At 72.8% G+C, this 18,725-nt stretch carries 13 protein-coding genes and 2 pseudogenes; 4 read left to right on the plus strand and 11 right to left on the minus strand.

Translation table 11 applies throughout. The features are described 5' to 3' along the window. Positions 1-64: 64 nt before the first annotated feature. Positions 65-2,107, minus strand: a complete 2,043-nt coding sequence (locus ACWGJ5_RS05660; protein WP_453308503.1) for a M4 family metallopeptidase — start codon at positions 2,105-2,107, stop codon at positions 65-67. Between the two features lie 343 nt (positions 2,108-2,450). On the opposite strand from ACWGJ5_RS05660, the gene ACWGJ5_RS05665 reads away from it, so the two are divergent. Continuing rightward, positions 2,451-2,954, plus strand: a complete 504-nt coding sequence (locus ACWGJ5_RS05665; protein ID WP_453308504.1) for a hypothetical protein — start codon at positions 2,451-2,453, stop codon at positions 2,952-2,954. Between the two features lie 414 nt (positions 2,955-3,368). Here ACWGJ5_RS05665 and ACWGJ5_RS05670 read toward each other — a convergent pair whose 3' ends face one another. The 6 genes and pseudogenes from ACWGJ5_RS05670 to ACWGJ5_RS05695 all read right to left on the minus strand — a co-directional run bounded on the left by ACWGJ5_RS05670 (position 3,369) and on the right by ACWGJ5_RS05695 (position 10,775). Further along, the gene (locus ACWGJ5_RS05670) at positions 3,369-5,429 is read right to left on the minus strand and encodes an ABC transporter ATP-binding protein (RefSeq protein ID WP_453308505.1); all 2,061 of its coding nucleotides are present in this window, start codon (positions 5,427-5,429) and stop codon (positions 3,369-3,371) included. Then, positions 5,426-7,132, minus strand: coding sequence for an ABC transporter transmembrane domain-containing protein (locus ACWGJ5_RS05675; RefSeq protein ID WP_453308506.1), 1,707 nt, complete (start codon positions 7,130-7,132; stop codon positions 5,426-5,428). Before ACWGJ5_RS05675 ends, ACWGJ5_RS05670 begins: the two co-directional genes overlap by 4 nt. Positions 7,133-7,225: 93 nt before the next feature. After that, positions 7,226-7,870 (minus strand): response regulator, encoded by a 645-nt coding sequence (locus ACWGJ5_RS05680; RefSeq protein WP_453308507.1) that lies wholly within the window; start codon positions 7,868-7,870, stop codon positions 7,226-7,228. Further along, positions 7,860-9,110: pseudogene (locus ACWGJ5_RS05685) on the minus strand (sensor histidine kinase). Before ACWGJ5_RS05685 ends, ACWGJ5_RS05680 begins: the two are co-directional and overlap by 11 nt. A gap of 25 nt (positions 9,111-9,135) precedes the next feature. Further along, positions 9,136-9,870 (minus strand): ABC transporter permease, encoded by a 735-nt coding sequence (locus ACWGJ5_RS05690; RefSeq protein WP_453308508.1) that lies wholly within the window; start codon positions 9,868-9,870, stop codon positions 9,136-9,138. Beyond that, on the minus strand, positions 9,867-10,775 hold the full coding sequence (locus ACWGJ5_RS05695; protein WP_453308509.1) for an ATP-binding cassette domain-containing protein: 909 nt from the start codon (positions 10,773-10,775) through the stop codon (positions 9,867-9,869). The genes ACWGJ5_RS05690 and ACWGJ5_RS05695 overlap by 4 nt, the downstream gene beginning before the upstream one ends. A gap of 195 nt (positions 10,776-10,970) precedes the next feature. Between ACWGJ5_RS05695 and ACWGJ5_RS05700 the strand changes: the two genes are divergently transcribed. From ACWGJ5_RS05700 to ACWGJ5_RS05710, 3 genes are all read left to right on the plus strand, one after another. Then, on the plus strand, positions 10,971-12,764 hold the full coding sequence (locus ACWGJ5_RS05700; RefSeq protein ID WP_453308510.1) for an ABC transporter ATP-binding protein: 1,794 nt from the start codon (positions 10,971-10,973) through the stop codon (positions 12,762-12,764). After that, positions 12,761-14,635 carry an ABC transporter ATP-binding protein gene (locus tag ACWGJ5_RS05705; protein ID WP_453308511.1) on the plus strand — a complete coding sequence of 625 codons (1,875 nt, stop codon included), beginning with the start codon at positions 12,761-12,763 and terminating at the stop codon, positions 14,633-14,635. The genes ACWGJ5_RS05700 and ACWGJ5_RS05705 overlap by 4 nt, the downstream gene beginning before the upstream one ends. Positions 14,636-14,910: 275 nt before the next feature. Then, the gene (locus ACWGJ5_RS05710) at positions 14,911-15,435 is read left to right on the plus strand and encodes a hypothetical protein (RefSeq protein WP_228625455.1); all 525 of its coding nucleotides are present in this window, start codon (positions 14,911-14,913) and stop codon (positions 15,433-15,435) included. Positions 15,436-15,469: 34 nt separating this feature from the next. On the opposite strand, the gene ACWGJ5_RS05715 is transcribed toward ACWGJ5_RS05710, so the two are convergent. The 4 genes and pseudogenes from ACWGJ5_RS05715 to ACWGJ5_RS05730 all read right to left on the minus strand — a co-directional run bounded on the left by ACWGJ5_RS05715 (position 15,470) and on the right by ACWGJ5_RS05730 (position 18,671). Then, complete coding sequence (locus tag ACWGJ5_RS05715; RefSeq protein WP_453308512.1) at positions 15,470-16,711, minus strand: hypothetical protein; 1,242 nt, start codon at positions 16,709-16,711, stop codon at positions 15,470-15,472. A gap of 29 nt (positions 16,712-16,740) precedes the next feature. Next, positions 16,741-17,520: pseudogene (locus tag ACWGJ5_RS05720) on the minus strand (dolichyl-phosphate beta-glucosyltransferase); the annotation flags it as partial. Between the two features lie 70 nt (positions 17,521-17,590). Next, positions 17,591-18,154: a hypothetical protein gene (locus ACWGJ5_RS05725; protein WP_453308513.1), complete on the minus strand. Its 564-nt coding sequence runs from the start codon at positions 18,152-18,154 to the stop codon at positions 17,591-17,593. Between the two features lie 10 nt (positions 18,155-18,164). Further along, positions 18,165-18,671, minus strand: a complete 507-nt coding sequence (locus ACWGJ5_RS05730) for a SigE family RNA polymerase sigma factor (RefSeq protein ID WP_453308514.1) — start codon at positions 18,669-18,671, stop codon at positions 18,165-18,167. Between the last annotated feature and the right edge of the window lie 54 nt (positions 18,672-18,725).

Below are 18,725 nucleotides of genomic sequence, written 5' to 3' on the forward strand. Positions count from 1 at the left end.
CGGCGCCGTCCGAGGGTGTCGGACCCTCGAACGGCGCCCAGTTCCCGGGCTTTTGGCGGTCGATTTACGGGAACGTCAGCTTCCAGCCGTTGATCGTTCCGGTGTCGTAGGTGGCCTGATCCTGCACCCGCAATTTCCAGGTTCCGTTGGCCGGTTCGGCGGAGGCGTTGACCGTGTAGGTCTGCTTCACGTTGTCCGCCGAGTCCGAGGAGCTGAAGTTCTTCAGGCGGTAGGCGGTGCCCGAGGGGCCGACGAGGTCGATCACCAGGTCACCCCGCCAGGTGTGCGTGATGTCGACGTACACCTGCAGGTTGCTCGGCGCGTTTCCGGTCCTGCCGGAGACGGTGATGTCCGAGGTGACGGCGGGTCCGTTGTCCGGGATGGCGACCTGGGCGTTGCTCTCGTACGTCGTACCGCCGCCGCCTCCGCCGCCGTCGGAGCGCGAACCGACCGCCACGGCCGCCCAGGCGTCCTGCACCGCCTTGTACTCGGTGCTGGAGGTGCCGTACAGCTCACCGGCCGCCGCGAGGGTGCCGGTGCGGGCGCCGGCGTAGTCGGTGGTGGAGGTGAACTTGGTGGTCAGCGCCCGGTACCAGATCTGCAGCGCCTTGTCCCGGCCGATGCCGGTGACCGGAAGCCCGTCCGCCGTCGGCGAGTCGTAGCTGACGCCGTTGATCACCTTGGCGCCGCTGCCCTCGGACAGGAGGTAGAAGAAGTGGTTCGCGACGCCGGACGAGTAGTGGACGTCCAGGTCGCCGACGCCGGAGTACCAGCTGTCCGCCGAGCCGCCGTCCTTGCTGGGCTTGTCCATGTAGCGCAGCGGGGAGCCGTCGCCGTTGATGTTGATCTTCTCGCCGATGAGGTAGTCACCGGGGTCGGACGAGTTGTTGGCGAAGAACTCCACGCCCGTGCCCATGATGTCGCTGGTGGCCTCGTTCAGGCCGCCGGACTCGCCCGAGTAGTCCAGGCCCGCCGTGTTCGAGGTGACGCCGTGGCTCATCTCGTGGCCCGCGACGTCGAGCGAGGTCAGCGGGTCGGCGTTGTTCGAGCCGTCGCCGTAGGTCATGCAGAAGCAGCCGTCGTCCCAGAAGGCGTTCACGTACGAGTTGCCGTAGTGGACACGCGAGTAGGCGCCGACGCCGTCGTTCCTGATGCCGCTGCGCCCGAAGGTGTTCTTGTAGAAGTCCCAGGTCTCCTGCGCGCCGTAGTGGGCGTCCGCGCCGGCGGTGGCCGCGTTGGACGTGGTCCCGTTGCCCCAGGTGTCGTTGCTCTGGGAGAACAGGGTGCCGGTGCCCGAGGTGCCGTGGTTGAGGTTGTACGTCTTGTGGCCGCCGCGCGCCCCGTCGGTCAGCGTGTACGCCGACCCCGACTGGGTCGTCGTCAGGTTCACCTGGCCGCTGTACTGGGTGTTGCCGACGCCGGTCTCGATGCCCTGGTACTCGTAGAGCTTCTTGCCGGTGGCGGCGTCGGTGATGACGTGCAGCTGGTTCGGGGTGCCGTCGTCCTGGAGGCCGCCGACGACCGTCTCGTAGGCCAGGACGGGCTTTCCGGTCGCCGCCCAGATCACCTTGCGGACACTGTCCGCGGCGGACTTGGACCCGCCCCGGGCCTTGGCCCGCTGTACGGCCTGCTTCTCCGCCGTGGCCTGTGACACGGCCGGGGTGAGACCGGCGACCTTCACGGTGGCGCGGGTGGCCTTGACGACGTCCATGGTCTTGCCGGACGTGTTGCTGTCCACGACCAGGTCACCACCGAGCACCGGAAGGCCGGCGTAGGTGCGCTCGTAGCGGGTGTGCAGGGTGCCGTCGGCGTCCTTCACGACGTCCTTGACGACCAGCTTCTCCTTGGCGCCGAGGCCGAGGGACCGGGCCGTCGCGGCCTTCGAGGCGTCGGCGTGGCGTATCAGCTCGGCGCGCTGCGAGGGCGTGAGCTTGACCGCCACATGGGCCGGATTCACCTTGCCGGGCTGGGGCTTCGCCGGTGCTGCGCTGGCCGCGCCCGACTGGACGGCGGCGGCGATCAGGGCGGCGACGCCGGCGAGGGCGACGGTGGCAGTGCGCCGGTGTGACGCGTGGGGGGTGCGTCTGCGAGAGGAACTGCTGCTCAACACTGACTCCTTCTGCGTGGCCGCGGGTCGCGCGGCCAGGGGAGACCGGACGGTGGGTTGGGGACGTCCGGGCAGAACAGGGCGGTACGCGGAACCACGTGCAGGCCGGCTCACACGAGCAGATGTGACTGTGGGGTTGCTGTGAGTCGGCCTGGGAAGAGTGACAGGGGATCACGGCGCCTGTCAGGACCGCGTCAGAAAGTTGGCCGGAAATGGTTCGTTGACCGGATGTTCATGTTCGATATGCGGACTGGTCATGCGGGTGTGCAAACGGGTGTGCTCCGGGGTGTGTTCAGGCCGTCCATTACGGTGGCCGGCCCGGCTACGGGGGTGAGAGCGGACGGTGCAGGGGCGGGAACGCAGGGGCGGGCGCGGGACGCTGGGCCGGGGGCTGCGAGTGGGCCTGGTGATGGCGGGTGTGCCCGCGGTGCCCTGGGCCGCCCTCTGTCTCGTGGTCGCCGCGGCCGAGTGTCTCGGGGGAGGGGACACCGAGCTCGCCGCCTTCGACCTGCGGGGCTTCGGACTGCTCGTGGGTGGCGGTCTGCTGGCCGGCGTGCTGATGGGGCTCGGTCTCGCGGGCGGGCTGGCCCTGGCATCCCGTGTGCTGCGCGGCACCGGGGGACTGACGTTGGTGGGAGCACTGCTGGGCGGGCTGGTCTTTCCCGCCGAGTTCGTGGTCGTGGGTGTCGCCTCCGACGGGGGGTACGCGGAGTTCGGCACGACCTTCCTGCTGTGGCCGGTCATGACGGCGGTGGCCGGCGCGCACGGTGCCGACATCGTGGGCCGCACCCGCAGGCGGGGGTGGCTGTGGAAGCCGTTGCGGGGGCGCGGCCCGTCGGAAGGCTGACGGGGCGTCGGGGGCGTGGTCGGCGGAGCGTTCGGGCCGGCGTCTGCGGCTCGGGTGGGTTGATCCGTACGCCGAGTCGTGCCGGTCGGAGGCGGGTCGGTTCGTGTCCGTGGTTTCGGGTGGGGCTGGGCTGCAGGCCGAGTCGGGTGGTTGGTGCCGGGCCGGGGCGTGTCCGTGGGTTTGGGTGGGGCCGGCCTGTGGCGGCGTGGTGCGGCTCGTGTCGGGTCAGGTCAGGTCGGGTCGTGTCCGTGGCTTGGGCGCGGTCGGCACGTGGCTGGGTGGTGCGTCCAGTGTCGGGTCGGGGCGTGGCCGTGGCCTCGGGGGGCTGGTGTGGGCCGAGTGTGCGGCGTCCGTGGCTCGGGCGGCCGGCCATTCCCGGAGTCGCGTGGCCGGGCCGGCCGGTGCCGAGTCGGCTCACCTCTCAGTGGTGTCCCCGTGCCAGGTCCGCCACAGGGCCGCGTAGGGGCCGCCGGCCGTCACCAGGTCCTCGTGCGTGCCCAGTTCGGTCAGGCGGCCGTCCTCCATGACCGCCACCCGGTCGGCGTCGTGGGCCGTGTGGAGGCGGTGCGCGATGGCGATGACCGTGCGGCCCTGCAGGACGGCGGCGAGGGCGCGTTCGGCGTGCCGGGCCGTCGTGGGGTCCAGCAGGGCGGTCGCCTCGTCCAGGATCAGGGTGTGCGGGTCGGCCAGCACCACCCGGGCCAGGGCGAGTTGCTGGGCCTGGGAGCCGTCGGTGGAGCGGCCGCCCGCGCCCAGCCGGGTGTCGAGGCCGTCCGGCAGGTCCCGGACCCAGTCGTCGGCCCCGACCGTCGCGAGCGCCGCCCACAGGTCGTCGTCCGTGGCGTCCGGCTCGGCGATCAGCAGGTTGTCGCGGACCGTACCGAGGAACACGTGGTGTTCCTGCGTGACCAGGACCACCTGGCGGCGCAGCAGCTCCGGCTCCAGGTCGGCCACCGGCACTCCGCCCACCGTGACGGTGCCCGTGCCGGGCCGGTCGATGCCCGCGAGGAGTCTGCTGAGTGTCGTCTTCCCGGCGCCGGAGGGGCCCACCACCGCGAGCCGCTCCCCGGGCCGTACGGTCAGGTCCACCCCGCGCAGCACCTCGCCGCCGCGCTCATAGGCGTACCGGACCCCGCGCACGTCGATCCGGTCGTCCGCCGGGACCGGGGAACGGGCCCCGGTCTCCCCGCACGGCGTCTGCGCCGGGCGGGCGCAGTCCGCGCCGTGCGCGTGCACCGCCCTCGCCGATTCCCCGCGCCGCGCGGGTGACGGCCCTGCGGTGTCCCGGCCGCCGGCCCGCGCCGTTCCTGCGGTGTTTCCGTGCCCTGCTCGTGCCGGCCCCGCAGTGTCTCCGTCACCCGTCTGGCCCGGCCCGGCGGCGCCCCCGCCACCCGCCCGCGCCGGCCCTCCGGTGTCTTCGCCACCCGCCTGCGACAGCCCGCCGGTGTCCCCGCATGGCGTCGGCGCCGTACTCGCGGGCTTCCCGCGCGGTGCCTGGGCCAGGCCCTCCACCCGCGCGAACGAGGCGCTGCTGCTCTGCAGTTGCTCCACGCGCATCAGGATCTGGTCCAGTGGCTCGGTGAACTGCCGCAGGTACAGCGCCGCCGCCACCACCGCGCCGACCCCCATCGCGCCCCGCTGGTGCAGCCAGCCGCCGAGCAGCAGCACGCCCACCACGGGCACGGTGTACGTCACCTCGACCGCCGGGAAGAACACCGTGCGCAGGAACAGCGTGTAGAAGCGGGTGCGGCGGGACTTCTCCAGCGCGTCCCGGCTCGCCGCCGTCCGCCGCTCCTGCAGCCCGAACGCCTCGACCGTCCGGGCCCCGGCCGCCGTCGAGGCGACGATCTCCGCGACCTGGGACGTGGCCGCGCCCTCGGCGAGGTAGCCGTCCCGGGCCCGCCGCAGATACCAGCGCAGCGCCAGCCAGATCGGGGTCAGCCCGAGCAGCCCGAACGCGCCCAGCAGGGGGTCGAGCGCGAACACCGCCACCAGCACGAACAGCGCCTGCACCGTGTTGACCAGCAGCTCCGGTCCGACGTCCCGCAGCGTGGTGCCGACGATCGCCACGTCCGCCGTGCCGCGTGCCGTCAGATCGCCGGTGCCGGCCCGCTCCACCACGGACGCGGGCAGGGCCAGCACCCGCTCGACATACTGCTCACGCACCCGGGCCAGCGTCCGCTCCCCGAACCGGTAGCCCACGTCGCGCGCCCAGCGGGCCAGCAGCAGCTGGGCCAGCGCGCACACCAGGATCCATGGCGCGAGCCGGTCCACCGCGTCGACCCCCTGCCCGCCCCGCACATCGTCCACGATCCGCCCGACCAACCACGGCCCGACCAGCCCCGCGCCCGCCGCCAGCGCGTTCAGCAGCAGCGCGGCGACGAACGCCCGCCCGTCGGCCCGCACCAGCCGCAGCGCGGCGCGCCGCACCCGAGCCCGGTCGGCGACCGGTAGCAGTCCCTGGCCCCCCGTCACCGTGCGACCCCCTCCGTATCCCGGGCCACCAGCGCCCGGTAGCCCGGTTCCGCCGTGAGCAGGCGGCGGTGTGGGCCGGTTGCCGCGACCTTTCCGTCGACCAGGAACACAACCGTGTCCGCGCGGTCCAGCATCAGCGGCGAGGTCGACGTCACCACCGTCGTGCGGCCCTCCCGGGCCTCCCGCAGGCGGCGTGCGACCGTCGCCTCGGTGTGTGCGTCCAGCGCCGACGTCGGCTCGATCGCAAGCAGCACCTCCGGGTCGGCCGACAACGCCCTTACCAGCCGCATCCGTTGGCGCTGGCCGCCCGACAGGCTGCGGCCCTGGCCGGACACCGGCGAGTCCGGGCCCTCCGGCAGCCCGCGTACGACGTCCTCGGCGGCCGCCGCGTACAGCGCCCGGCCGAGCGCCGCCTCGTCGACGGGGCGCCCGGCGGCCACGACCTCCCGCAGCGGGCCCGCGAACAGGTCGGCCTCGTTGTCCGCGACCAGGATCCGCCCGCGCACGTCCGCCAGCGGGACCGCGTCCAGCCGTACCCCGCCCCAGGTGGCGTCGGTCGGCCCGAAGCGGCCGAGCCGGTCCACGACGGTGGCGGCCTCGGCGGGCCGCGCGGTGGCCAGCGCGGTCAGCCGGCCCGGCACCACCCGTACTCCCGACGCCGGGTCGTGCAGCTCGGCCGGTTGCTCGGGAGCCGGCAGCGTACCCTCGTCCGGCTCCGGCTCCAGCCGCAGCAGCCGTACGACGCGGCGCGCGGCCACCACCCCCCGGTTGAGGTCGTAGGCCATCTGCACGAAGAAGGCGACAGGACCGATCAGTACGGCGACATAGCCGTACACGGACACCAACTCGCCGATGGTGATGGACCCTTGGGCCGCGAGCCGCGCCGCGAGCCAGGTCACCACGGCCAGGAACAGGGTGGGCAGGCCCACGCCGAGCGCCTGCACCCAGCTGGCCACCGCACCCACCCGGTAGCCCTGCGCGCGCAGCCGCTGGGAGTCCTGCCGGAAGGCATCCGCGAACAGGCCTTTCCCGCCCAGGCCGTTGAGGACGCGCAGTCCGCCCGCGAGGTCGCCGATGCGCGCGGTCAGCACGCCCTGCCGTTCGCGGTAGGTGCTCTCCGCGCCCTGCAGCCGCAGTGTCAGCGGCCCGGTGACCAGCGCGATCACCGGCAGTCCGAGCAGCACGACGGCGGCGAGCGGCGCCGAGAGCGCCAGCAGCAGCCCGGCCACCACGACGTAGACCACGGCCGAGCCGACGCCCGGTCCGACCACGGTCAGCGCCTGCGCGAGGGTGTGTACGTCGCCGACGCCGATCGTCACCACCTCGCCGGCCCCGGCCCGGCGCGGCAGCGCGGCCCCGAGCCGCACCACCTGCCCCACGACGACCTTCACCGTGCGGAAGTAGGCGTCCATCCGCACCCGGGTCATCGTGCGGTGCCGCATGATGCTCAGCCAGGCGTTCACCGACCCGACCACGAACATCACCCCGGTCCACGCGGCCAGCACCCCCAGCCGCCCCGGCACCAGCCCCTCGTCCACGGCCCGCGCCAGCAGATACGGCTGCGCGGCCAGCAGCACCATCCACACACTGCCCAGCAGCGCCCCGGCCGCCGACCGCATCGGCTGGCGCAGCACCAGCCACCACAGATAGCGCCAGCCGCCGCGGGTGTCCGGGGTGCCGGGATCCTCGTACGCGTCGATCATCCATCCCCCGATCGGCTCGGCCCCGCCCTGGGAAAGGTCGAAGCTATCGAGGGCGGGGGCGGCTGCTCCAGCCAATTAAGCCGGGGGGTGGTCCTACCCGAGGATCCCCCGGTCGTACCCCGCCGCCACCGCCGCCGCCCGGTCGTTGACGCCGAGCTTGGCGTACAGATGGGTGAGGTGGGTCTTCACCGTGGCCTCGCTGATGAACAGTTCGCGGGCGATCTCCCGGTTCGACGTGCCTTTGGCCACCAGCACCAGAACCTCGCGCTCGCGGGCCGAGAGCGGCTCGCCCGCCGGGGTGCGGGGCGCGCGGACGGCGTGGACCAGACGGGAGGCGACGGCCGGGGAGAGGACCGTACGGCCCTCGGCGGCGGCGCGTACGGCGGTGAACAGCTCCTCGCGCGGGGCGTCTTTCAGGAGGTAGCCGGTAGCGCCCGCCTCGATCGCGGGCAGGGTGTCGGAGTCGGTGTCGTAGGTGGTCAGGACCAGGACCTTCGCGCGGGCGCCCCGGCGGGTCAGCTCACGGATCGCCTCGACGCCCGAACCGCCCGGCATCCGCAGGTCCATCAGGATCACGTCCGGGTCCAGGGCCGCGGCCCGGGCCACCGCCTCGGTGCCGTTCGCCGCTTCCCCGAGCACCCGGAAGCCCGGGGCGGACTCGAACATGCCGCGCAGGCCGTCGCGGACCACCGGGTGGTCGTCGACGATCAGGAGGGAGACGGCGGGCTCAGCGGTCATCGCGGACCAAGGGTACGCGAGCCGACACCGCCGTACCGTGACCCGGCTCCGACTCGATGGTGAGGGAGCCCGCGATGCGCTCGGCCCTGGCCCGCATGCCGTCCAGGCCGAAGCCGCCGCTGCGGGTGCGCTCCGGTACGGCGGCCGGGTCGAAGCCGGTGCCGTCGTCACGGATGTCCAGCGTGACCTCGTCGCCCATGAAGGACAGGGTCACCCCGACGCGGGTCGGGCGGGCGTGCCGGGCCGCGTTGGACAGGGCCTCCTGAGCGATGCGCAGCAGGGTCGCCGAGACCTCGTCGTGCAGCTGCTCGGTGGTGCCGGTGACCGTGAACTGGGCGCGTACTTGGGTGCGTTCGCCCCATTCGGCGACCGTCTTCTGCAGCGCCTCCGGCAGCCCGTCGGCGGCGAGGGCGACCGGGGCGAGGTTGTGCACCGAGCGGCGGGCCTCGCCGAGGCTGTGCCGGGCGAGGGCGGAGGCGCGCTCCAGGTGGGTGCGGGCGGTGTCCAGGTCGGGGGCGTTGGCGACGACCTGGAGCTGGGCGATGATCCCGGTCAGGCCCTGGGCGATGGTGTCGTGGATCTCGGCGGCCAGTCGGCGGCGCTCGTCGGCGACGCCCGCCTCCCGTGCCTGGAGCAGGAGTTGGGCGTGCAGCGCGGCGTTCTCGTCGAGGGCCTGCTGCAACGCCGTGTTGGTGCGCTCCAGTTCGGCGATGGTGTCGGCCTAGACGACGGCGCGATCCTGCTCCTGCACGGCGTACCGGGTGAACACGCTGACCATGCCCATGTTGACGGCCAGGACGAGGAAGAAGCCGAGCCACAGGAACGGCCCGTGCGGCGGCCAGCCGCCGATCTCGCTGCCGGCCATGGTGACGGCGGTCAGGAACAGACCGGGCAGCACCAGCCGGCGCGGCAGCTCCTGGGCCGCGGTGTAGTAACCGGTCACGGCGTAGAAGGCGAAGAACGGGTTGGCCCAGGTCAGCATGAAGGCGATGGCCCAGCGCAGCAGGTAGAGGCAGACACTGGTCCGGCTCGGGTCCGGCCGTTTGCGCTTCACCCTTCCCCGGCACAGCTGCAGCACGACACCCACGGGCACGAGCACGGCGCTGACGATCATCCCGGGCCGGTCCATCCCGACCGCGCGGGCCGAGAACGCCGCCGCGACGACACCGACGGCCAGCAGCGCCCAGGGCCCCCACGTGTCGAAGGAGGCCCGGGCCGGCAGTTGCGCGGCAGTCGTCATCCCACCAGTGTCCGGCACGGCCAGTTCACTCCCAGCGGAACCAACGTGCCGCCCCCGCCGTCAGGAGCACCGCCCAGCCCGCGAGCACGCCCAGGTGCCCCCAGCCCGGCCAGTCGCCGGCGGCCGCCTCGCCCAGGGCGCGGGCCGCCGCGCCGAACGGGGTGAGCTGGACCACGCGGGCCATGGCGTGCGGCATCTGCTGCACCGGCAGCCACACGCCCGCGCAGAACATCATCGGGAAGAACACCGCCGAGCCGATCGCGCTCGCGATCTTCGTGGTGCGGGACAGCGCCGAGACTACGGAGCCGAGGGCGAGGGCCGACGCGGTCGCGAGCAGCAGGGCCAGCAGATATCCGGCCGGCTGCGCGGGCAGCTTCACGTCGAAGGCGAGGCGGCCGACGACGAGCGCGAGCAGCGCCGAGGCCAGCGCCACCGTGCCCTGCACGACCATCTGAGCGGACAGCAGGGCGGAGGGCCGTACGGGGGTGAGCCGCATCCGGCGCAGGATGCCGCGCTCCCGGTGGCCGGTCAGGGCCTGGGGCAGCGACTGCACCCCGGACATGATCAGGGCGATCAGAACTGCGATGGGGACATAGGCGTCGACCGGCCGCAGCCCGCCCAGGGACCTGTCGGCCTCCCGGAACGACGGGATCGAGCCGAGGATGACCAGGAGCAGCGTCGGGAACAGGAAGATCCAGAAGACGGCGCCGGGTTCCCGGCGGAACAGACGGAACTCGGCGCGCAGGACTGCGGTGTTCATGCCGCGGCCTCCTTGGTCAGGTCCAGGAACGCGTCGTCGAGGGTGGCGTCGAGGACACGGAGCTGATGGGCGGTGATGCGGTGCCGGGCGAGCAGGGTGATGACCGCGTTGACGGTCTCGTCGGTGCCGGAGAGCGTGATCCGGCCGTCCTTGCGCTCGATGGAGGCGATGGCCGGGAGCGCGGCGAGGTCATGGTCGTCCAGCGGGGCCGACGGGGTGAAGCTGATGACGGTCGCGCCGGCCGAGCGGCGGATGAGTCCGGCCGGGGTGTCCAGCGCGGCGACCCGTCCCTTGTCGATGACCGCGATACGGTCGCACAGCCGCTGCGCCTCCTCCATGAAGTGGGTGACGAGCAGCACGGTGACGCCGCTCGTGCGGACGTCCTCGATGAGCTGCCAGGTGTCGCGGCGGGCACGCGGGTCGAGGCCGGTGGTCAGCTCGTCCAGCACCACGACCCGGGGGCTGCCGATGAGCGCCAGCGCGATGAACAGCCGCTGCTGCTGCCCGCCGGACAGCTTGCCGAACCGGGTGCCGAGCTTCGCCGTGAGCCCGAGGCGTTCGGCGAGCGGCCGCCAGTCGGCCGGGCTGGGGTAGAAGGCGGCGTACAGCTCCAGCGCCTCGCGCACGGTGAGCTTGGGCTGGAGTTCGCTCTGCTGGAGCTGGGCGCCGAGGATCCTGGCGACCTCGTCGTGGTCGGCGACGGGGTCCAGGCCGGCGACCCGGATCCGGCCCGCGTCGGGGACCCGCAGCCCCTCGACGCACTCCACGGTGGTGGTCTTGCCGGCGCCGTTCGGGCCGAGGATTCCGAAGATCTCGCCCTCCTCGACGGCGAAGGAGACCCCGTCGACGACGGCCCGGCCGCCGTAGGACTTGCGCAGATCGGTGACTTCGATGACGGATGGCATGCCTCGAGAATCCCGGGCGGACGGGGGCCCGCACATCGGCCGGCCCGCTCGAAGCGGCATCGTCCGATCGGTTGATGCCGGGCTACGACTTCCGTGTGCGGATGCTCGAACAGGCAGGTCGTAGGACCAAGGGCGGACCCGGGTCCGGCCGAAACTCAGTGGGCGATGTCAGTGCCGGTCCGTACGCTCGCGGTGATGCCCACGACACGTGCAACCACCGAGGACCGTTCCGCCGTTCGTACCCTGCTGCGGCTGTGGCCGTACGTCCGCCCCGTGCGGGCGCGGCTGTTCACGGCCGCGTTCGTCGCGATCGTCGCCTCCTGCACCGGGCTGGTGATCCCGCTCGTCCTGAAGTGGATCGTGGACGGGCCGGTCGCCGACCGGGACCCGGCGGGAGTGTGGCTCGGCGCGCTGTACCTGCTCCTGCTCGGGATCGCCGAGGCGGTCCTGTTCGGCATACGGCGCTGGCTGGTGGCCCGCCCGCTGTCGCATGTCGAGGCGGAGATGAGGGCGGGCCTGTACGGCCATCTGCAGCGGCTGCCCGTCGCCTTCCACGACCGCTGGGCCTCCGGCCAGCTGCTGTCCCGGGGCACGACCGACCTGATGCTGCTCCGCATGTTCCTCGCCTTCCCGCTGACGTTCCTGCTGGTCAACGGGGTCACGATCCTCGTCGGCGTGGTGATCATGCTGATGCAGGACTGGGTGCTGGGGCTGGTCATCCTCGGCCCGGCGATCCCCGTGATGTGGACCTGCGCGGTCTTCGAGCGGCGGTACGCCGAGGTGGCGCGGCGCGCGCAGGACCAGGTCGGCGACCTGACGACGGTGGTCGAGGAGAGCGTGCTCGGTATCCGCATCATCAAGGGCTTCGGCCGGCACCGCAGCCAGGCACGGGCGTTCCGCGAACTGTCGGTCACCCTGCGCGGCACGGAGCTGCGCAAGGCTCGGCTGCTGGCGATGATCTGGGGCGTCATCGTCACCCTGCCGGAGCTGGCGATCGGGGCGGCGCTGGTGCTGGGCGCGGTCAGGGTGGCCGACGGGGGGCTGTCGGCCGGCACGCTGGTCGCCTTTCTGAGCACGGCACTCGCGCTGCGGTGGCCCGTGGACTCGATCGGTTTCCTGCTGGCGATGAGCCAGGAGGCGGCGACTGCGACGGAGCGGTACTTCGAGGTGATGGACGAGGTGAGGGAGGACGACGCGGTGGCACCCCGCGAGGGCGGGCAGGCGCGAGCGGCCGACACCGGACTCCGCTTCGAGAACGTCCTGTTCCGCTACCCCGACGCACCCCCCGGCTCCCCGCCCCTGCTCACCCGCATCGACCTCCACGTCCGCCCCGGCGAATCCATGGCCCTCGTCGGCGCGACCGGCAGCGGCAAGACCACCCTCACCGCCCTGGTCCCCCGTCTGCACGAGGTCACCTCGGGCCGGATCACCCTCAACGGCGTCGACATCACGGCGATGCCCCGCGAGGAGCTGCGCGCGAAGGTGGCCGTCGCCTTCGAGGAACCCACTCTGTTCTCCACGAGCGTCGGCGAGAACGTCCTGATGGGCGCCCCCGACGGTGCCGGACGACCGGACCTCGACCGGGCGCTCGCGGTCGCGCAGGCCGACTTCGCGCACGCCCTCCCCCAGGGCACCGACACCCGCGTCGGCGAGCAGGGCCTCAGCCTTTCCGGCGGCCAGCGGCAGCGCCTCGCGCTGGCCCGCGCGGTGGTCGGCAGACCGGAGTTCCTGGTGCTGGACGACCCGCTGTCCGCCCTGGACGTGCACACGGAGGCCGCCGTGGAGGCCGCGTTGCGGCAGGTCCTCGCCGACACCACCGCGCTGATCGTGGCGCACCGCCCGTCGACGGTGCTGCTCGCCGACCGGGTGGCCCTGCTCTCGGGCGGCCGGATCGCCGCCGTCGGCACCCACCAGGAACTGCTGCGCACCAACGCCGAGTACGCGCATCTGATGTCCGGAGACTTCGAGGACACGGAGGACTCCCGTTGACCACCACGACCGCCTCCACCCCCACCGCCGAGGACGACGAACTACCCGGCCCGCAGGGCCAGGGCACCGGCAGCGACTCGGGTGACGTCTTCGACCGGGATGTACTGCCCGCCCCGCCCGGCGCCACGGCCGCCCTGCTGCGCTCCCTGCTCGCGCCCCTGAAGGCCCGGGCCGTGGTGACCATGCTCCTGCTGCTGCTCCAGCAGGCGGCGGTGCAGGTGGGCCCGTTGCTGGTGGCGTACGCCATCGACAGCGCCGTACCGGCGTTCCGGGAGCACCGGCACGGCCCGCTGATCGCGGTCGGCGTCGGCTATCTGCTGTGCGCCCTCGCCTCCGGCGTGCTGCAGTTCGCGTTCATCGAGGCCTCCGCCCGGGTCAGCCAGGACGTGCTGCTGGATCTGCGGGGCCGGATCTTCCGGCACGCGCAGGCGCTGAGCATCGACTTCCACGAGCGGTACACGTCCGGACGGCTGATCTCCCGTTCCACCACCGACGTGGAGTCGCTGCGCGAACTCCTCAACGACGGCCTCCAGGAGCTGGTGACCGTCGTGCTGTCCTTCGTCTACATCTCGGCGATGCTGCTGTGGCTGGACCTCTCGCTGGGCGCGGTCGCGGTGGCCTCGTTCGTGCCGTTGTACCTGCTGGTCCGGGTCTACCAGCGGCGGGCGGGACGGGTGTACCGGGCTCGGTCGACGGCGATCGCGGCGGTGATCGTGAGGTTCGTGGAGACGATGAACGGCGTCCGCCCGGTGCGCGCCTTCCGCCGGGAGGCGGCCAACGACGCCGAGTTCGCCGTGCTCAACCGGCGGCACGAGCGGACGAACGGGGACGCGCTGTTGGAGATGGCCCGCTATGTGGTCGGCTCCCGGCTGGTGGCCAACACGGCGGTCGCGGGGATTGTGCTGTGGGGCGCCTACCGGGTGGCGTCCGGCTCGCTGGCGCTGGGCGTGCTGGCGGCGGCGGTGCTGTATCTGCGCCGGCTGTACGACCCGATCGACCGGCTGGGGATGTTCCTCAACTCCTACCAGTCGGCCGCCGCCTCCCTGGAGAAGGTCGCCGGGCTGCTGGCCCAGACCCCGTCCGTGCCGGAGCCGGCGGTCCCTGGTGAACTCCCGCCGCTGAAGGGTGACTTCCCGGGCCGCGAGGTCGTCTTCGACCGGGTCCGGTTCGGCTACCGCACCGGCGGTGAGGTGCTGCCCAGCTTCGACCTGACCCTGCCGGCCGGCCAGACGGTCGCCGTGGTGGGTGCCACGGGCGCCGGCAAGTCCACCCTCGCCAAGCTCCTCGCCCGTTTCTACGACCCCTCCGAGGGCCGCGTGCTGCTGGACGGCGTGGATCTGCGCGAGCTGCCCGTGCCGGAACTGCGGCGCGGTGTCGTCATGGTGACCCAGGAGGCCTTCCTGTTCTCCGGCACGGTCGCGGACAACATCGCCATCGGCCGGCCGGACGCCACCCGTGAGGACATCGAGCGGGCGGCGAAGGCGATCGGCGCGCACGAGTTCATCAGCGCCCTGCCCGACGGCTACGACACCGACGTCCGCAAACGCGGCGGGCGCATCTCGGCCGGGCAGCGCCAACTGGTCGCCTTCGCCCGCGCGTTGCTCGCCGACCCGGCGGTGCTGATCCTGGACGAGGCGACCAGCTCGCTGGACATCCCGGGCGAGCGGGCCGTGCAGCGGGCGATGTCGACGGTGCTGCGGGGTCGTACGGCGGTGGTGATCGCGCACCGGCTGTCGACCGTGGAGATCGCGGACCGGGTGCTGGTGATGGAGCACGGCCGGATCGTCGAGGACGGCCGCCCGGATGAACTGATCGGCGGCACGGGCCGGTTCGCGGATCTGCACAGGGCGTGGCGGGACAGCCTGGCGTAGGTGTGTCATTGTGTCGTTCAGCGTGTGTTCACTCGGGCTATGGTGGGTAGTTGACGAGCGATCACGCCGCCGTCGGCGCACGTCCGGGCCTCTCGGCCGGATGCGATGTCAAGCCCGCGTCAAGGCCTTGCCTCGCACTGTTCTCGCGTGGATAAACGTTCAACCAAGGAAGCCCTCGGTCGGGCAAAGGGGTCTACTCGCATAGATGATCCCGGTGCTGTCATGCTCACGACCGCCCGGAATCTCTGCCGGGCACCGCACCGGGAGACCCCCACATGTCCCGAATATCGCGCCCCCTGGTGACCGCCCTCTCCTCCCTCGCCCTCGCCGCCGCGGGCCTCACCGTCACCACCGGTACGGCCCACGCCGCCAGTTGCAGCCAGGACTACCTCCCCCTGCCCGACCCGGCCTGCACGCCCGGGGCCCTCAACCCCGACGTCACCCAGGACACCATCGACTCGACCATCTGTGTCTCCGGCTGGACCGCGACCGTACGGCCGCCCAGCTCCTACACCACCGCGCTGAAGAAGCAGCAGATCGTCGAGTACGGCTACTCCGACACCAACCCCTCGGACTACGAGGAGGACCACTTCCTCCCGCTCGAACTCGGCGGCGCCCCGAGGAGCGCGGAGAACCTCTGGCCCGAGCCGCACTACGGCACCGAGACCTCCGCGAACAAGGACACCGTCGAGAACAAGCTGAAGAGGGCCGTCTGCGCCGGCGACGTCAGCCTCGACGACGCACAGAACGCGATCATGACCGACTGGACGACCGCCCTGTCCAGCCTCGGCCTGGGCTGAGCGTTCGGCTCCCCGCCGGGCTGGGGGTGCCGGATCACGGCACCCCCAGCTCGAACAGGGCGTACCCCGCGTACGACCCGGAGGCGAGCGCCGCGATGCCGAGCAGGGTGCACTGCACCGGCAGGCTCAGCCGGCGCATCGCGACAGCGAGCGGCAGGAACAGCGGGAAGCAGGGCAGCAGATAGCGGGAGACGTTCGCGAAGATCTGCTGGCTGCCGAGGACCAGAGCGAGGGTGAGGACGGTGTGCACGACCAGCACCGCCGGCGGCCGCAGCCTCAGCAGCAGGGGCAGCAGGGCGAACGCGAGCAGGACCACGCCGACGCCGATGACGTCCGCGAAGGGGTAGGCGAACAGGTAGCCGCCGAAGTTGCCCACCGGTACGGACGTCAGCACGTCCAGGGTCTGCCTGCCGTAGTCGAACTCGTGCGCCCAGGCACCCGACTGCAGCTTGAAGTAGCCGCCCAGGTCACCCATGCGGTCGCCGACCCAGAGCAGATAGCCGATCAGCCCGAGCGGGGCCAGGGCCGCCGCGCACAGCGGGCGCAGGCCGTCGTCCTCGCGGCGGCGCAGGGAGAGCAGCGCGGCGATGCCGACCCCGGCGATCAGCGCGGCGGCCGTGGGCCGGTTGAGGCCGGCCGCGAAGGCGAGGACGCCGGCGGTCAGCCAGCGGCGGGTGATGACGGTGTAGCAGGTCCAGGCGGCCAGGGCCACGTAGAGGGAGTCGGAGTAGACCGCCCACTCCACGCCCGAGCCCGGCCACACCGCCCACAGCCCGGCCGCGGCGAGCCCGGCCCGCCGCCCGCCGAACCGCTCCGCGATCGCATGGACGGCGAGCGCGGCGGCGAAGGAGGCGAGGACCGACACCAGCAGGCCGGCGCCGTACGGACCGAGGCCGGTGACGGCCGTGACCATCCGCGTCAGGGCCGGGTACAGCGGGAAGAACGCCGCCGAGTTGCCCTCCAGGGTGATCAGTCCGGTGGCACCCGGCACGTGGACGAGCCGCGGGTCGTAGCCGTGCAGGGCGATCTGCTGGTACCACCAGCCGTCCCAGGTGCCCAGGACGTCCCAGGCGTGCGCTCCGCCGCCGAACCGGGGGTCCTTGGTGCGGTAGTCCCCGGCCGAGGACAGCAGGTACATGAAGGAGAGGAAGCCCGTCAGCTTCAGCGCGCCGAACAGCGCGAGCACGGGGCCGTGCCGGCGGGCGGCGGCCCGCAGCCGGGAACCGGAGGCGACCTGCGCGGCAGGGGCCGGCGTGCGCGGCAGCGTCACGGTCACGAGGCGGCCGGTCCGGTACGGCCACGGCGGCGGGCCGGGGTCCGCAGCATCCGGGCGATCCCGCGCAGGTCGGCCAGCGCGGTGGCGACGATGTCGACACTGCTGTCGGGGTCGTCGACCCAGTCCACCGGGACCTCGTGGATCCTCAGGCCCGCCCGCTCGGCCAGCACCAGCAGCTCGGTGTCGAAGAACCACTCCCCGTCCCGCACCTGCGGCAGCAGCCGTTCGGCGACCTCGCGGCGCACCGCCTTGAAGCCGCACTGCGCGTCGGAGAAGCCGACCGCGAGCGTGCAGCGCAGCAGGACGTTGTAACAGCGGGAGATGACCTCGCGCTTGGCACCGCGCACCACCCGTGCGCCGGGCGCGAGCCGGGTGCCGATGGCCAGGTCGGAATGGCCGGATATCAGCGGCGCGACCAGCGGCAGCAGCGCGGCGAGTTCCGTGGACAGGTCCACGTCCAGGTACGCCAGCACGGGTGCCCGCGACCCCGTCCAGGCCGCCCTGAGCGCCCGGCCGCGGCCTTTCTCCGGCAGCCGCAGCGAGACCACCCCGGGCAGTTCGCCGGCGAGCCGGGCGGCGATGTGCGGGGTGCCGTCGGTGCTCGCGTTGTCGGCGATGGTGATCCGGAACGGATAGGGGAAGGTGTGCCGCAGATGTGTGTGCAGCCGCCGGACGTTCGGCTCCAGGTCCTTCTCCTCGTTGAACACCGGTACGGCCAGGTCCAGGACGGGTTCGCCCGCCTGCGGCGACAGGGGTGCGCGCTGGGGCGCCGGTGCCGTGGCCGAGGCTCGGCCCGGTCGGAGTTTCATCACGTTGTTCCCCGTTTGTTCCTGTTGGTCGGGCATGCCGAAGGGACTTGGACACGGTGGTGGACGCGGGTCAGCGGGTCGGGCTGATCGCCGATGAGGGGTTGTCCGACGGCTCGGCCGGTGCGCTCACCGTCGCGGAGGCCGGCGGAGCGGTGGTGCTCCGCGAGGTGGCTGTGCCGGACGGCGGCTGCTGTGTGGTGGTGGCGGTGGCAGAACTCCCGCTCGCACCGGGCGGGTTGGCGGTCGACGTGGTCGAGTCCGGGGTGGCGGGGGCCGTCGCGGGCGAGGACGGCGGCCCGCTCGGCGCGCCCGTGGTGCTCGGCGACTGCGACGGACCCGGTGAGGTGCTCCGGACGGGCGCCGGGCTGGTCGCGGGCCGGGGGTGCGGGGCGCTGGGCCGGTCGTCGGTGTGGCCGTGCGGCCACAGCAGCAGACCGAGACCGAGTCCGCCGACCGCCAGCACGGAACCGGCAGCCCGGCGCGCCGCGCGCACCCGGCGCCGCGCCCGCACGCCCGCGTGCAGCGCCTCCTGGTGCCGGGGCTCGTAGCGCACCGGTTCCCGTGTGCTGTGCATGAGCCGCGTCAGCTGCCGCTCGAAGTGATCCATGTGCTCGGTGTCGTCCAAGTGCTTCACGGGTCCCCCCTCACCCCACCGGCTCGATGACGTCGGCCAGCAGCCGGCGCAGCCGGGCCACCCCGCGCGCGGCATGCGACCGGGCGGTGCCCACCGGACAGCCCAGGATCTCCGCCACCTGCCGGTCGGGCAGGTCCTGGTAGTAACGCAGCACGACCGCGGCCCGCTGCTGCGGGCTCAGCTGGGCGAGCGCCGCCTCCAGCCGGGAGCGCTCGGCCACGGTCGCCGACAAGTCGCCGGCCGCCGCCACCTCGGGCAGCACCTCCACGGGCCGCTCGCCCCACCAGCGCCGGCGGGCCGAACGGGCCGCGGCCCGCGCCAGCACCCTGCGCACATACGCCTCCGGTGCCTCGTCGGCGACCTTCGGCCAGACGAACCACAGCTTGACCAAGGACTCCTGCAACAGGTCCTCGGCCCGGTGACGGTCCCCTCCGGTGAGCAGACGGGCCAGATGGAACAACACCGACCAGCGGGCCGCCACGAACGCGTCGTACTCACCGGCCCGAGCCTGCTCCATCCTCACGGTCCCCGTTCTCGCCGGCTGTCTTCACGAGGAGTAAGGCCCTGGAGG

It is taken from the genome of Streptomyces sp. NPDC054783 (genome assembly GCF_053611725.1).

Bases quoted from the DNA above. Each gene is read 5' to 3' on its own strand.
- ACWGJ5_RS05675 (WP_453308506.1), bottom strand. From the start codon at position 7,132: ATGATCGACGCGTACGAGGATCCCGGCACCCCGGACACCCGCGGCGGC.
- ACWGJ5_RS05680 (WP_453308507.1), bottom strand. From the start codon at position 7,870: ATGACCGCTGAGCCCGCCGTCTCCCTCCTGATCGTCGACGACCACCCG.
- ACWGJ5_RS05690 (WP_453308508.1), bottom strand. From the start codon at position 9,870: ATGAACACCGCAGTCCTGCGCGCCGAGTTCCGTCTGTTCCGCCGGGAA.
- ACWGJ5_RS05695 (WP_453308509.1), bottom strand. From the start codon at position 10,775: ATGCCATCCGTCATCGAAGTCACCGATCTGCGCAAGTCCTACGGCGGC.
- ACWGJ5_RS05700 (WP_453308510.1), top strand. From the start codon at position 10,971: ATGCCCACGACACGTGCAACCACCGAGGACCGTTCCGCCGTTCGTACC.
- ACWGJ5_RS05710 (WP_228625455.1), top strand. From the start codon at position 14,911: ATGTCCCGAATATCGCGCCCCCTGGTGACCGCCCTCTCCTCCCTCGCC.
- ACWGJ5_RS05730 (WP_453308514.1), bottom strand. From the start codon at position 18,671: ATGGAGCAGGCTCGGGCCGGTGAGTACGACGCGTTCGTGGCGGCCCGC.